At 73.8% G+C, this 11,992-nt stretch carries 12 protein-coding genes; 11 read left to right on the top strand and 1 reads right to left on the bottom strand.

Annotated features, from left to right (window positions below; all coding sequences use genetic code 11):
* From BJZ21_RS07910 to hisF, 6 genes are read left to right on the top strand one after another with little or no spacing between them, the layout of a single operon-like run.
* Positions 1-1,119, top strand: coding sequence for a histidinol-phosphate transaminase (locus tag BJZ21_RS07910; RefSeq protein ID WP_179663238.1), 1,119 nt, complete (start codon positions 1-3; stop codon positions 1,117-1,119).
* Complete coding sequence (gene hisB / locus BJZ21_RS07915) at positions 1,116-1,727, top strand: imidazoleglycerol-phosphate dehydratase HisB (RefSeq protein ID WP_179663239.1); 612 nt, start codon at positions 1,116-1,118, stop codon at positions 1,725-1,727. Before BJZ21_RS07910 ends, hisB begins: the two co-directional genes overlap by 4 nt.
* Positions 1,724-2,383 carry an imidazole glycerol phosphate synthase subunit HisH gene (gene hisH, locus BJZ21_RS07920; RefSeq protein WP_179665579.1) on the top strand — a complete coding sequence of 220 codons (660 nt, stop codon included), beginning with the start codon at positions 1,724-1,726 and terminating at the stop codon, positions 2,381-2,383. The genes hisB and hisH overlap by 4 nt, the downstream gene beginning before the upstream one ends.
* Positions 2,380-2,706 carry a hypothetical protein gene (locus BJZ21_RS07925; protein WP_179663240.1) on the top strand — a complete coding sequence of 109 codons (327 nt, stop codon included), beginning with the start codon at positions 2,380-2,382 and terminating at the stop codon, positions 2,704-2,706. Before hisH ends, BJZ21_RS07925 begins: the two co-directional genes overlap by 4 nt.
* Before the next feature lie 44 nt (positions 2,707-2,750).
* A complete protein-coding gene (priA, locus tag BJZ21_RS07930) occupies positions 2,751-3,503 on the top strand; it encodes a bifunctional 1-(5-phosphoribosyl)-5-((5-phosphoribosylamino)methylideneamino)imidazole-4-carboxamide isomerase/phosphoribosylanthranilate isomerase PriA (protein ID WP_179663241.1) in 753 nt (250 codons plus the stop codon).
* Positions 3,500-4,276, top strand: a complete 777-nt coding sequence (hisF, locus tag BJZ21_RS07935; protein WP_179663242.1) for an imidazole glycerol phosphate synthase subunit HisF — start codon at positions 3,500-3,502, stop codon at positions 4,274-4,276. The genes priA and hisF overlap by 4 nt, the downstream gene beginning before the upstream one ends.
* 25 nt (positions 4,277-4,301) lie before the next feature.
* Here hisF and BJZ21_RS07940 read toward each other — a convergent pair whose 3' ends face one another.
* Entirely contained in the window at positions 4,302-4,970 is a 669-nt protein-coding gene (locus BJZ21_RS07940; protein WP_179663243.1) for a hypothetical protein, read from the bottom strand.
* A 162-nt stretch (positions 4,971-5,132) separates the two neighbouring features.
* On the opposite strand from BJZ21_RS07940, the gene BJZ21_RS07945 reads away from it, so the two are divergent.
* The 5 genes from BJZ21_RS07945 (at position 5,133) to BJZ21_RS07965 (ending at position 11,963) form a co-directional block, all read left to right on the top strand.
* Complete coding sequence (locus tag BJZ21_RS07945) at positions 5,133-5,651, top strand: PadR family transcriptional regulator (protein ID WP_179663244.1); 519 nt, start codon at positions 5,133-5,135, stop codon at positions 5,649-5,651.
* Positions 5,648-6,325 carry an ABC transporter ATP-binding protein gene (locus BJZ21_RS07950; protein ID WP_179663245.1) on the top strand — a complete coding sequence of 226 codons (678 nt, stop codon included), beginning with the start codon at positions 5,648-5,650 and terminating at the stop codon, positions 6,323-6,325. Before BJZ21_RS07945 ends, BJZ21_RS07950 begins: the two co-directional genes overlap by 4 nt.
* Positions 6,322-8,235 (top strand): FtsX-like permease family protein, encoded by a 1,914-nt coding sequence (locus BJZ21_RS07955; RefSeq protein WP_179663246.1) that lies wholly within the window; start codon positions 6,322-6,324, stop codon positions 8,233-8,235. Before BJZ21_RS07950 ends, BJZ21_RS07955 begins: the two co-directional genes overlap by 4 nt.
* A 108-nt stretch (positions 8,236-8,343) precedes the next feature.
* Positions 8,344-10,128, top strand: a complete 1,785-nt coding sequence (locus tag BJZ21_RS07960; RefSeq protein WP_343052026.1) for an ABC transporter ATP-binding protein — start codon at positions 8,344-8,346, stop codon at positions 10,126-10,128.
* Positions 10,125-11,963 (top strand): ABC transporter ATP-binding protein, encoded by a 1,839-nt coding sequence (locus BJZ21_RS07965; RefSeq protein WP_343052027.1) that lies wholly within the window; start codon positions 10,125-10,127, stop codon positions 11,961-11,963. Before BJZ21_RS07960 ends, BJZ21_RS07965 begins: the two co-directional genes overlap by 4 nt.
* Positions 11,964-11,992: the final 29 nt, after the last annotated feature.

The raw sequence follows: 11,992 nt of genomic DNA on the forward strand, positions 1-11,992 counted from the left end.
ATGACCTACACCCCGCCGCTCCGCGAGGAGCTCCGCGGCCTCGAGCCCTACGGCGCGCCGCAGCTCGACGTGCCCGTCCAGCTCAACGTCAACGAGAACCCCTACGGACCCTCTCCCGCCTGCGTCGCCGACATCGCCGAGGCGGTCGCCTCGGCCGCCGGCTCGCTGAACCGCTACCCCGACCGCGAGTTCACCGAGCTGCGCACGGCCCTGGCGGCCTACCTCTCCCGGGACACCGAGCCGACGCGCGGCTTCGCGATCACGCCGGACCAGGTCTGGGCGGCCAACGGCTCCAACGAGGTGATGCTGCAGCTGCTCCAGGCCTTCGGCGGTCCCGGGCGCACCGCGGTCAGCTTCGCCCCGACGTACTCGATGTATCCCGAGTACGCCCGCGACTCGATGACCGCCTGGGTCGCCGGGCGCCGGGAGACCGACTTCGGCCTCGACCTCGACCACGCGCGCGAGCTGGTCGAGAAGGAGCGGCCGAGCGTGGTGCTGCTGCCCTCGCCGAACAACCCCACCGGCACCGCCCTGCCCCCCGAGGCCGTCACCGCGCTGTGCGAGGCGGTCGGCGACGACGGCGTGGTGGTCGTCGACGAGGCGTACGGCGAGTTCCGGCGCGCGGGGACGCCCAGCGCGCTGGAGCTGCTGCCGCGGCACCGCAACCTGGTGGTCTCCCGGACCATGAGCAAGGCCTTCGCGCTGGCCGGGGCCCGGCTGGGCTACCTGGCCGCGGCGCCGGAGATCTGCGACGCGATCCGGGTCGTGCGGCTGCCCTACCACCTCTCGGCGGTGACCCAGGCGGTCGCGCTCGCCGCGCTGCGGCACGCCCCCGAGCTGCTCGGCCGGGTCGACGAGCTGCGCGTCGAGCGGGACGCCACGGTGGCCTGGCTGCGTGAGCGGGGCCACCAGGTGGCCGACAGCGACGCGAACTTCGTGCTGTTCGGCACCTTCCCCGACCGGCACGCCGTCTGGCAGGGGCTGCTGGACCAGGGCGTGCTGATCCGCGAGGTCGGTCCCGACGGCTGGCTGCGCGTCTCCATCGGCACCGCCGGCGAGATGGCAGCATTCAGGCAGGCACTCACCGCGGTGCTGGCACAGGAAGCGAGTCAGTCATGAGCAGGACAGCCTGCATCAAGCGGCAGACCAGCGAGTCGAAGGTGCTCGTCGAGGTCGACCTCGACGGCTCCGGCCGCCACGACATCTCCACCGGGGTCGGCTTCTACGACCACATGCTCACCGCGTTCGCGAGGCACTCCCTGGTGGACCTGACCGTCCAGACCGAGGGCGACACCCACATCGACGCCCACCACACCGTCGAGGACACCGCGATCGTGCTCGGCCAGGCGCTGCGCGAGGCGCTCGGCGACAAGGCGGGGATCCGTCGCTTCGGCGACGCCACGGTGCCGCTGGACGAGGCGCTGGTGCAGGCGGTCGTCGACGTCTCCGGCCGGCCCTACTGCGTGCACACAGGCGAGCCGGACGCCCAGGCCTACGTCGCCATCGGCGGCGACCACGGGCCGGCGTACCAGGGCTCGCTGACCCGCCACGTCTTCGAGACCATCGCGTTCCACGCCCACCTCGCGCTGCACGTGCGGGTGCTGGCGGGACGCGACCCGCACCACCTGGTGGAGACCCAGTTCAAGGCGTTCGCCCGGGCCTTCCGCGACGCGGTGGCCCTGGACCCGCGGGAGACCGGGGTCCCGTCCACCAAGGGGACCCTCTGACCGCCGGGGGGAGTCCGCGCGTCGTCGTCCTCGACTACGGCTCGGGCAACCTCCGCTCGGCCGTGCGCGCCGTGGAGCGCGCCGGCGCCGAGGTCACCCTCACCGGCGACTTCGACACCGCGCTCGCGGCCGACGGCCTGGTCGTGCCCGGGGTGGGCGCCTACGCCGCCTGCATGGCCGGGCTGCGCGCGATCAAGGGCGACCGGATCATCGGCCGCCGGCTCGCCGGTGGGCGTCCGGTCCTCGGGATCTGCGTGGGCATGCAGGTGCTCTTCGCCCGCGGCGTCGAGCACGGCGTGGAGACCGAGGGCTGCGACGAGTGGCCGGGGGTCGTGGAGCGGCTGCAGGCGCCGGTGGTCCCGCACATGGGCTGGAACACCGTGGAGGTGCCCGAGGGGTCGCGGCTGTTCGCCGGCGTCGAGGACGAGCGGTTCTACTTCGTGCACTCCTACGGCGTGCGCGACTGGACGCTGCGCACCAACAACCGCACCCGGGCGCCGCTGGTCACCTGGGCCGAGACCGGCGACGCCGACCGCGGCGGGGACCGGTTCGTGGCGGCGGTGGAGAACGGCCCGCTGAGCGCCACCCAGTTCCACCCCGAGAAGTCCGGCGACGCCGGTGCCGCGCTGCTGCGCAACTGGGTCACCGGGCTGTGAGCAAGCAGCGGCAGGTCCGCCGCGCCGAGCGTGAGCGCGAGGCGGCGGTCCGGGCCGCGGCCCGCGCCCGCGCGGCGGAGCGCCGCCGCCGGTCGGCCGCGCGCCGGCAGGCGGTGACCCGCTGGCTGCCGGCCCCGCGGCGCGCTCCCGGGCTGCTGGCGCAGCGGCGCCGCCGCGAGACCACCGTGACCGTCTGCCTGCTGCTGGCCGTCAACCTGCTGGTCTGGGTCACCCGGCCGGAGTGGGGGCTGCGGATCCTGGCGCTGCTGGTCACCCTGCTGGTGGCCCCGGTGGTGCACACGCTGCTGTTCCGCCGCCGCTGAGACCCGGTCCGTCGTACCCGTTCTGCGAACCTAGGATCGTCCCCATGCCTGAGTACCTCGAGCTGCTGCCCGCCGTCGACATCACCGAGGGCCGCGCCGTCCAGCTCGCGCAGGGCGTCGCGGGCTCCGAGCGGGTGTACGGCGACCCGGTGGCCGCCGCGCGCCGCTGGCAGGACGCCGGCGCGGAGTGGCTGCACCTCGTCGACCTCGACGCGGCGTTCGGCCGCGGCACCAACCGCGAGCTGCAGGCCGAGATCGTCGGCGCCCTCGACATCAAGGTCGAGATGAGCGGCGGCATCCGCGACGACGAGTCGCTCGCGGCGGCGCTGGCCACCGGCTGCACCCGCGTCAACATCGGCACCGCCGCGCTCGAGCAGCCGGAGTGGTGCGCGAAGGTGATCGCCGAGCACGGCGACCGGATCGCGATCGGTCTCGACGTCCGCGGCCGCACCCTGGCCGCCCGCGGCTGGACCCGCGACGGCGGGGACCTCTACGAGGTGCTGGCCCGGCTCGACGCCGAGGGGTGCACGCGCTACGTGGTCACCGACGTCAACAAGGACGGCATGCTGCAGGGCCCGAACCTGGAGCTGCTCCGCGACGTCTGCGCGGCCACCGACCGACCCGTGGTGGCGTCCGGGGGCGTGACCACGCTGGCCGACATCGAGGCGCTGATGACGCTGGTGCGTCCCGCCGGGTCGCCGGGCGGCGTCGAGGGGGCGATCGCCGGCACGGCGCTCTACGAGGGCCGGTTCACCCTGGAGGACGCGCTGGCGCTCACCCGCGGCGGTGGGGCGTGAGCCTCGCCGTCCGCGTGATCCCGTGCCTGGACGTCGACGGCGGCCGGGTGGTCAAGGGGATCAACTTCAAGGAGCTCCGCGACGCCGGTGACCCGGTCGAGCTGGCCCGCACCTACGACGCCGAGGGCGCCGATGAGCTGACCTTCCTCGACATCTCCGCCTCCCACGAGGGCCGGGCGACGACGATGGAGATCGTCTCGCGCACCGCCGAGGAGGTCTTCATCCCGCTGACCGTCGGCGGGGGCGTCTCCAGCGTCGCCGACGTCGACCGGCTGCTGCGCGCCGGCGCCGACAAGGTCGCGGTGAACACGGCGGCGATCAACCGGCCCGAGCTGGTCGCCGAGATCGCCGACCGGTTCGGCAACCAGGTGCTCGTGCTGTCGGTCGACGCCCGGCGGGTCCCGCCGGGCTCGACCGGCGAGTGTCCCTCCGGGTTCGAGGTCACCACGCACGGCGGCCGGAAGTCGGCCGGGCTGGACGCGGTCGAGTGGGCCGCGCGGGCCGCCGAGCTCGGGGCGGGGGAGATCCTGCTCAACGCCATGGACGCCGACGGCACCCAGGACGGCTTCGACCTCGAGCTGATCCGCGCCGTGCGCCGCGAGGTCACGATCCCCGTCATCGCCTCCGGTGGCGCGGGGAGGGTCGAGCACTTCCCGCCCGCGGTCGACGCCGGGGCCGATGCGGTGCTCGCCGCCACGGTCTTCCACTTCGGCACGCTGCGGATCGCCGACGTCAAGGCGTCCCTCGCCGCGGCCGGCCACCCGGTGCGCTGAGACAGGGGGCCGGGCGGGCGGTGGCTCAGCCGCGGTCGGCGACCCGCTCCGCCAGCCGGGCCGCGGCGAGGGCCACGAGGCCGGCGCTCGCGGGGTCCGCAGCGGCCCGCTCGGGCACCTCGCCGCCGAGCAGCGCCGCCGGCTGGGTCAGCCAGGCCCAGGCCCGCCAGGGGTCCATGCCGGCGGCCAGCAGCGGTTCGAGGACGGCGGCCAGGTCCGCCCTCGGCTCGCCGTCGGCGTCGATCTGGAACGCCGGCACGATGCTCCGGTCGCCCGACGGCACGACCAGCAGCCGGCGCTCGTTGCCGGCCTTGTGCACCGAGAAGCGGGTCGCCTCGACCGAGGCCCCCCGGAGCTCGGCCAGCGTCTCGTAGCTGAACCAGGGGCCGGCCAGCAGCTCCGTGCGCAGCCGCGCGTGCCGGGCGATCAGCACCAGCGACACCGGTACGGCGTGCTCCGGCTCCGAGCCCTCCCCGTGCAGCAGCTGGTCGAGCTGCCCGAGCTGGGCCCTGGTCAGCGGCTCACCGGTCCCCGGGTCGGTCCATCGGGCTCGGCCCTGCTCGTCACGGACGTAGGTGGGCAGTCCGGCGGTGGCCAGGTGCGACTCCAGTCCGAGCCCTTCCAGCCACGTCGCCAGGCGCTCGCCGAGCTCGGCCTTCGACGGGTCGGCCGGCGCACCGTCTGCTGCTGTCATGGGGACACCTTCCCGCAGCCACCCCCGTCCCGGCGAGCGGCCCGGGCGGTCCGTCCCGACCCAGCGGTCTGCGTCACAGCGGCGAGGCTCTCCGGCCAGGCATCGGGTGACAGGCCCGGAGAAGTGCTCACCGGCTATATACATCGTGTGTATAGTTGCGCCATGTCCACCTCGACGGTGCTGCTCGCGCTGCTGGAGCAGGAGCCCGCGCACGGCTACACGCTGAAGCAGAAGTACGACGGGCGGTTCGCCCAGAAGCGACCGCTGGCCTTCGGGCAGGTGTACGCCTCGCTGGCCCGGTTCGAGAGGCAGGGCCTGGCCGAGATGGTCGACGTCGAGACGGGGGAGGGGCCGGAGCGCAAGCGCTACCGGATCACGCCGGAGGGGGCACAGCTGGTGACCGACTGGGTCTACACCGCGCAAGAGCCGGGGGTGTTCTCCACCAGCACACTGTTCGCGCGCGTGACGGTCGCACTGCTGTCCGGCCGCGACCCGCAGCAGGTGCTGGACACTCAGCGCGAGTCGCACTTGGAGCGGATGCGTGAGCTGCAGGCGCAAAGGCGTACGGCGCGCGGCAGTGACCTGCTCGCGGTCACCTACGAGCTGGCCCACCTCGACGCGGACCTGAAGTGGATCGAGCAGGCCGGCCGGCGGCCGGCCGCGGAGAAGGGGAAGTCATGAGCCTGGTCGCGGCGCACGACCTGCGGTTGTCCTACGGCGACACCCCCGCGCTGGACGGCTGCTCGCTGAGCGTCGAGGCGGGGGAACGGGTGGCGATGATGGGCCCGTCGGGGTCCGGGAAGTCGACGCTGCTGCACTGCCTGGCCGGCGTGCTGCGCCCGGACGCGGGCACCGTGATGTTCGACGGGGTCGACGTGGTGCCGCTCTCGGAGTCCCGGCGCAGCCGGTTGCGGCTGGAGCGGATGGGCGTGGTCTTCCAGTTCGGCGACCTGGTGCCCGAGCTGTCGCTGGCCGAGAACGTGATGCTCCCGGCGCAGCTCCTCGGCATGTCCTCCGCTCGGGCCCGATCGCGGGCGCTGGCCCTGCTGGACGAGCTCGGTGTCGCAGACGTCGCGCACCGGCGCGCGGGCACGGTCTCCGGTGGCCAGGCGCAGCGGGCCGCGGTGGCACGCGCGATCGTGCACGAGCCGGCGGTCGTCTACGCGGACGAGCCCACCGGATCCTTGGACACCGTCAACGCCGAGCTGGTGCTCGACGCGCTGGTCGATCTGACCGGACGTTCGGGAGCGGCCCTGGTCGTGGTGACCCACGACCACCAGGTCGCTGCCCACCTCGACCGGCTGGTGACGATGCGGGACGGCCGGGTCACGCAACCTGCGGGGGTGGGTGCGTGACGGCGGCCGTCCGGCTGGGGCTGCGGCTCGCGCTGGGCTCCGCGCGAGACCAGCGGCTGCGGGCGGCCTCGGTGCTCGTTGCGGTCTTCGTCGGTGCGGTGGTGCTGCTGTCGACCGCGGCGATCACACACTCCCAGCGGGTGCAGCAGCCGTTCGCCTACCAGGAAGCGGACAATCAGCGGCTGCTGGCCGCGGTGATCGCCTCGATCCTGTTCCCGGTACTGGTGCTCGCCGCGACCGTCGGGCGGCTCTCGGCGGGGCTGCGCGACCGGCGGATGGCGAACCTGCGGCTGCTCGGCATGGGCAGGCTCTCGGTCCGGCTGGTCGCCGCCGTGGAGACCGGCGCGGCGGCGTTCGCCGGCGCGCTGCTGGGAATCCCCGGCTTCCTGGCGGTGCGACAGCCGATGTCCCACGTGCGGGTCGCCGGGCACGGCTGGCCGGCGCCCACACTCTGGCCGCCGGCGTGGACCTACGTCGCCGTCGTCCTGCTGCTGCCTGCGGTGGTGATGGCGGTCGCCGCCGTGCCGCAACGGCTGAAGATGGCCGACGCACTCGCGCGGGCGCGCCGCGCCGACTCCCGACGGCCGGCATGGTGGCGGGTCGTGCCGCTGGCGATCGGGGTGGCGCTGTGCAGCTACCTCATCGAGAGCCACCTCTCGGATGCCGACCAGGCGTCGGGCGGCATGATCGCTGTCCTCTTCGGCGGCATCATCCTGCTGGGTGTCGGCCTGATCCTGGTCGTGCCCGTCTTCGTGCGGTTGGTGGCCGACCTGACGATGCGTGTCACCCGACGGCCGACGTTCACCATCGCCGCCCGTCGGCTGCAGGCGCAGCCGGCCGGGGTGTCCCGGGTGATCAGCGGCCTGCTGATCGGGCTGTTCCTCGTCGTCGGGGCGCGCTCGGTGGTCGTCGCCTTCGAGAGCACGCCGCAGTACGAGACCGCTGACAGGCAGATCCATGGACAGCAAGTGGTGACCGTCGAAGCGTCGCCTCACGACCTCGCCGACCAGGTGCGACTGGCCCGGCACACCGAGGGTGTGCGCCGCGTCGTCTCCTTCGCACGCCTGTCCTCGTCGTGCAGGGGCACCGACCCGTGTGTCAACGCCCTGGTCGGGACGTGTGCCGAGCTGCACGCCGTCTCGCCCGCCCTCAGAGGCTGTCGAGAGGGCCAGCCCTTCGCGCTGCTCGACCTCGCCCAGTACGGGATCGCGCCAGGGTCGCCGCTGCCCGGCTTGCGGGCGGTGAACCGTGCCCGCGGCCACCGGCCCTCTTCCCCGGTCGCGCTCACGGCGCCGGCACGCCCCACCCACCCGTGGAGCGGGGCCGACGAGCAGGCACTCCAGGCGTTGTCCGCCGACCTGATCGTGCCACCGGACGCGCCGGGTGTGCGAGAGCTGGCGAGCACGTCGCAGAGCATGCTCGTCGCCATCGGTGCACCGGGACGCGATCTCGCCGACCGGTTGGCGGCCGCTGGTGTCGACGTGAGCTCGGGCGCCGATTTCGACACGTACGACTTCGTGGCCCGGCTGCGCGCGCTGGTCTGGTCGATCGCCGCGGTGATCCTGAGCATCGGGCTCCTGGCCTTCGCCGTGGCCGCCGTCGACCGCGCGGTGAACCGGCGCCGCGAGGTGACCGCCCTGCAGGTGGTCGGCGTGCCGCGGTCGGTGTTGCGCCGCACCCAATGGGTGGAGGCCGCGGTCCCACTCGCGCTCGGCTGCTGCCTGGCGATCGGCTTGGGGCTGCTCGCCGGCGAGACCTACCTGAGCCTTGACAGCGCGAGTCGTCCCGGCCCCTGGGCGCAAGCGCTGGTGCTCGCTGGACTGGCCACCCTCGGCTCGGCGCTGGTCGGCGGGCTGACGGTGATCGCGTCCAGCCCGCGGATCTCAGCAGACCTCATCCGGCAGGAATGACACCCGCTCAACGGGAACATGCACCTCGGCCGAGCCTGCGCGATTGGGGCGGGGTCGGCGCCACGGCATAGCCTGAACCCTCGTGGTGGACGGGAGGGCACGGCGCCGGTGAGCGAGCAGCAGCGACGGTCGACGACCCGGGAGGGCTTCGCCGTCCTCGGCGTGGCCATCCGGCGCGAGCCGTGGATCTTCACGCTCTCCACGATCGGCAGCCTGCTCTTCGGAGCGCTGACCGTCGCCGACGCCTGGGTGCTGGGCTGGTCGACCGACCACGTCGTGCTCCCGGCCTTCCGGACCGGCACCATCAGCCCCCGGCTGCTCTGGGCGGTCCTCGCCCTGTTCCTGGGCGTGGCGATCCTGCGCGCGGTCGGCATCGTGGCGCGCCGACTCGGCGCCGGCGTCATGCAGTACCGCATGCAGGCCCACAGCCGCCGCGAGGTCACCCGGCAGTACCTCTCGCTGCCGATGGAGTGGCACCAGCGGCACCCGACCGGCCAGCTGCTCTCCAACGCCAACGCCGACGTCGAGGCGGCCTGGGGGCCGATCGCGCCGCTGCCGATGGCCGTCGGCACGCTGGCGATGATGGCGATCGCGATCGTGCAGATGTTCCTCGCCGACGTGGTCCTGGCCGTGGTGGGCCTGCTGGTCTTCCCCGCGGTGGTGGTCGCCAACCTGGCCTACCAGCGGCTCGCCTCGCCGCTGATGACCCGGGCCCAGCAGCTGCGCGCCGAGGTCAGCGAGATCGCGCACGAGTCCTTCGACGGCGCCCTGGTCGTGAAGACCCTGGGCCGCGAGGAGGAGGAGATGCAGCGCTTCGCCGCGCGCGCCCACGAGCTGCGCGACGTCAACATCCGGGCGGGCCGGGTGCGGGCGGCCTTCGACCCGGTGCTGGCGGCGCTGCCCAACCTCGGCGTCCTGGTGGTCCTGGCCGTCGGCGTCTCGCGGGTGCTCAGCGGCGGCACCGACGCCGGCGACGTGGTGACGATCGCCTACCTGCTCACGATCGTGGCGTTCCCGATCCGCTCGATCGGCTGGCTGCTGGGGGAGTTCCCGCGCAGCGTGGTCGGCTTCCGCCGGGTCTCCGCGGTCCTCACCGCGACCGGCGAGATGCGGTACGGCGAGCGCTCGCTGCCCGCCACCGGTCCGGGCGCCCGGCTGGAGGTGGAGCAGCTGTCCTACGCCCACGACGCCGGCCGGCCGCTGCTCGACGACGTCACCTTCGACGTCGCCCCCGGCCGCACCGTCGCCCTGGTCGGCGCCACCGCGTCCGGCAAGAGCACGCTGACCACGCTGATGACCCGCCTCCTGGACCCCGACGGCGGCCGCATCCTGCTCGACGGCCTCGACCTGCGCGACCTGGCCCGGGGCGAGCTGGCCGGCTCGGTCGCGATCGTGCCCCAGAGCGCCTTCCTCTTCGACGACACCGTGCGGGGCAACGTCACGCTCGGTGCCGAGATCCCCGACGACGAGGTGTGGGCCGCGCTCCGGGCCGCCCAGGCGGACGGGTTCGTCGCCGCCCTGCCGCAGGGGCTCGACACCCGGCTGGGCGAGCGCGGCACCTCGCTGTCCGGCGGCCAGCGGCAACGGATCTCGCTGGCCCGGGCCCTGGTCCGGCGGCCCCGCCTGCTGATCCTCGACGACGCCACCTCCGCGGTCGACCCGGAGGTCGAGGCCCGCATCCTCCGGGCGCTCCGCTCGGCCTCCGCCGACGGCGCGGCCGCACCGACCCTGGTCGTGGTCGCCTACCGCAAGGCGACCATCGGGCTGGCCGACGAGGTGGTCCACCTCGAGGACGGGCGGATCGCCGCCCGTGGCACCCATGCCGAGCTGCTCTCGCGGAGCCCGTCGTACGCCTCCCTGGTCAACGCCTACGAGCAGGGGGAGGCCTCGTGACCGCGACCACCGCCGACTCCACCGCCGACCGGACGCCGGGGCGCAGCAGCGGCACCCGGATGGACACCGGCGAGGAGATCCCCGCCCTCGAGACCATCCGCCGCGGTGTCCGCTTCTCCCCGGAGCTGAAGGAGGGCATCGGCCGGACCCTGCTCCTCGCCGTGCTCGCCGCCGTCGGCCAGGTGGTGGTGCCGATCGCGGTGCAGCAGACCCTCGACCACGGCCTGGGCGGCCCCGGGGGGCCGGACGTCCGGTTCACCGCGCTCATGGGCGTGGTCGCCGCGCTGGCGATCGGGGTGACCAGCTGGGCGTCGTACGCCATGACCAGCCGGCTGTTCACGGCCTCGGAGAAGGGGCTGGCCACGCTGCGGATCAAGGCGTTCCGCCACGTCCACGACCTGCCGCTGCTGACCCAGAGCACCGAGCGTCGCGGGGCGCTGGTCTCCCGGGTGACCAGCGACGTCGACCAGGTCAGCCAGTTCCTGGTCTTCGGCGGGCTGATCTTCGTCGTCAGCATCGGCCAGATCCTGGTCGCCACCATCTTGATGCTCGTCTACAGCTGGCAGCTCGCGATCGTGGTCTGGGTCTGCTTCGCGCCGCTGTTCTTGTCCCTGCGCTACTTCCAGCGCAAGCTCTCGGCGGCGTACGGCGTGGTCCGCCGCCAGGTCGGCCTGCTGCTGTCCGCGATCGCCGAGCCGGTCGTGGGGGCGGCCGTCGTCCGCTCCTATGCCATCGAGGCCCGCACCCAGCAGCGCATCGACCAGGCGATCGACGAGTACAAGTCCGCCAGCACCCGCGCCCAGGGCTTCACCGCGTTCTCGTTCTCCCTGGGCGGCGTCTCCGCCGGCCTCGCGAACGCGGGCGTGCTCATCGTCGGGGTGGAGCTCGGCTTCGCCGGCGACATCACCGCGGGCAAGGTGCTGGCCTTCGCGTTCCTGGTCTCGCTCTTCGTCGGGCCGGTGCAGATCGGGACCCAGGTCCTGACCGACGCCCAGAACGCCATCGCCGGCTGGCGCCGGGTGATCGGCATCCTGGACACCCCGGCCGACCTCGTCGACCCCGGTCCGGACGGCGCCGCGCTGCCCCGGGGCCCGATCGACGTCCGGTTCGAGGACGTGACCTTCGCCTACCCCGGCGGCCCCCCGGTGCTGCGGGAGGTCACGCTGGACATCGCGCCCGGCACCCGGGTCGCGATCGTGGGGGAGACGGGGTCGGGCAAGTCGACCTTCGCCAAGCTGCTCACCCGGCTGATGGACCCGAGCGAGGGCCGGGTCCTGCTGGACGGCCTCGACGTCAGCACGATCTCCCACGCCTCGCTGCGCAGGAGCGTGGTCCTGGTGCCGCAGGAGGGCTTCCTCTTCGACGACTCCCTCCTGGCCAACGCGCGATACGGCCGGCTCGACGCCACCGAGGCCGACGTGACCGCGAGCGCGGTGGCGCTCGGCCTCGGCGACTGGCTGGCCGGCCTGCCGCACGGCCTGGCCACCCAGGTGGGCCAGCGCGGCGAGTCGCTCTCGGCGGGGGAGCGCCAGCTCGTCGCGCTGCTTCGCGCCCACCTCGCCGATCCCGACCTGCTCGTGCTCGACGAGGCCACCAGCGCGGTCGACCCGGCCCTGGAGATGCGCATCGGCCGGGCGCTCGAGCGGCTGATGCGCGGTCGCACCTCGGTCACGATCGCCCACCGCCTCTCCACGGCGGAGAACGCCGACGAGGTCGTGGTGGTGGACCGGGGCAGGATCGTCCAGCGCGGACCGCACCGCGAGCTGGTGGCGCACGAGGACAGCGTGTACGCCGGGCTGCACGCCTCGTGGGTCGCACAGCAGGCTCACAGCTGACGCGCCACGCCCGCCGCATGGTGGCCCTG

Source organism: Nocardioides panaciterrulae (assembly GCF_013409645.1).
Taxonomy (GTDB): Bacteria; Actinomycetota; Actinomycetes; order Propionibacteriales; family Nocardioidaceae; genus Nocardioides; species Nocardioides panaciterrulae.

Bases quoted from the DNA above. Each gene is read 5' to 3' on its own strand.
- priA (WP_179663241.1), top strand. From the start codon at position 2,751: ATGCCTGAGTACCTCGAGCTGCTGCCCGCCGTCGACATCACCGAGGGC.
- BJZ21_RS07950 (WP_179663245.1), top strand. From the start codon at position 5,648: ATGAGCCTGGTCGCGGCGCACGACCTGCGGTTGTCCTACGGCGACACC.
- hisB (WP_179663239.1), top strand. From the start codon at position 1,116: ATGAGCAGGACAGCCTGCATCAAGCGGCAGACCAGCGAGTCGAAGGTG.
- BJZ21_RS07910 (WP_179663238.1), top strand. From the start codon at position 1: ATGACCTACACCCCGCCGCTCCGCGAGGAGCTCCGCGGCCTCGAGCCC.
- BJZ21_RS07945 (WP_179663244.1), top strand. From the start codon at position 5,133: ATGTCCACCTCGACGGTGCTGCTCGCGCTGCTGGAGCAGGAGCCCGCG.
- BJZ21_RS07940 (WP_179663243.1), bottom strand. From the start codon at position 4,970: ATGACAGCAGCAGACGGTGCGCCGGCCGACCCGTCGAAGGCCGAGCTC.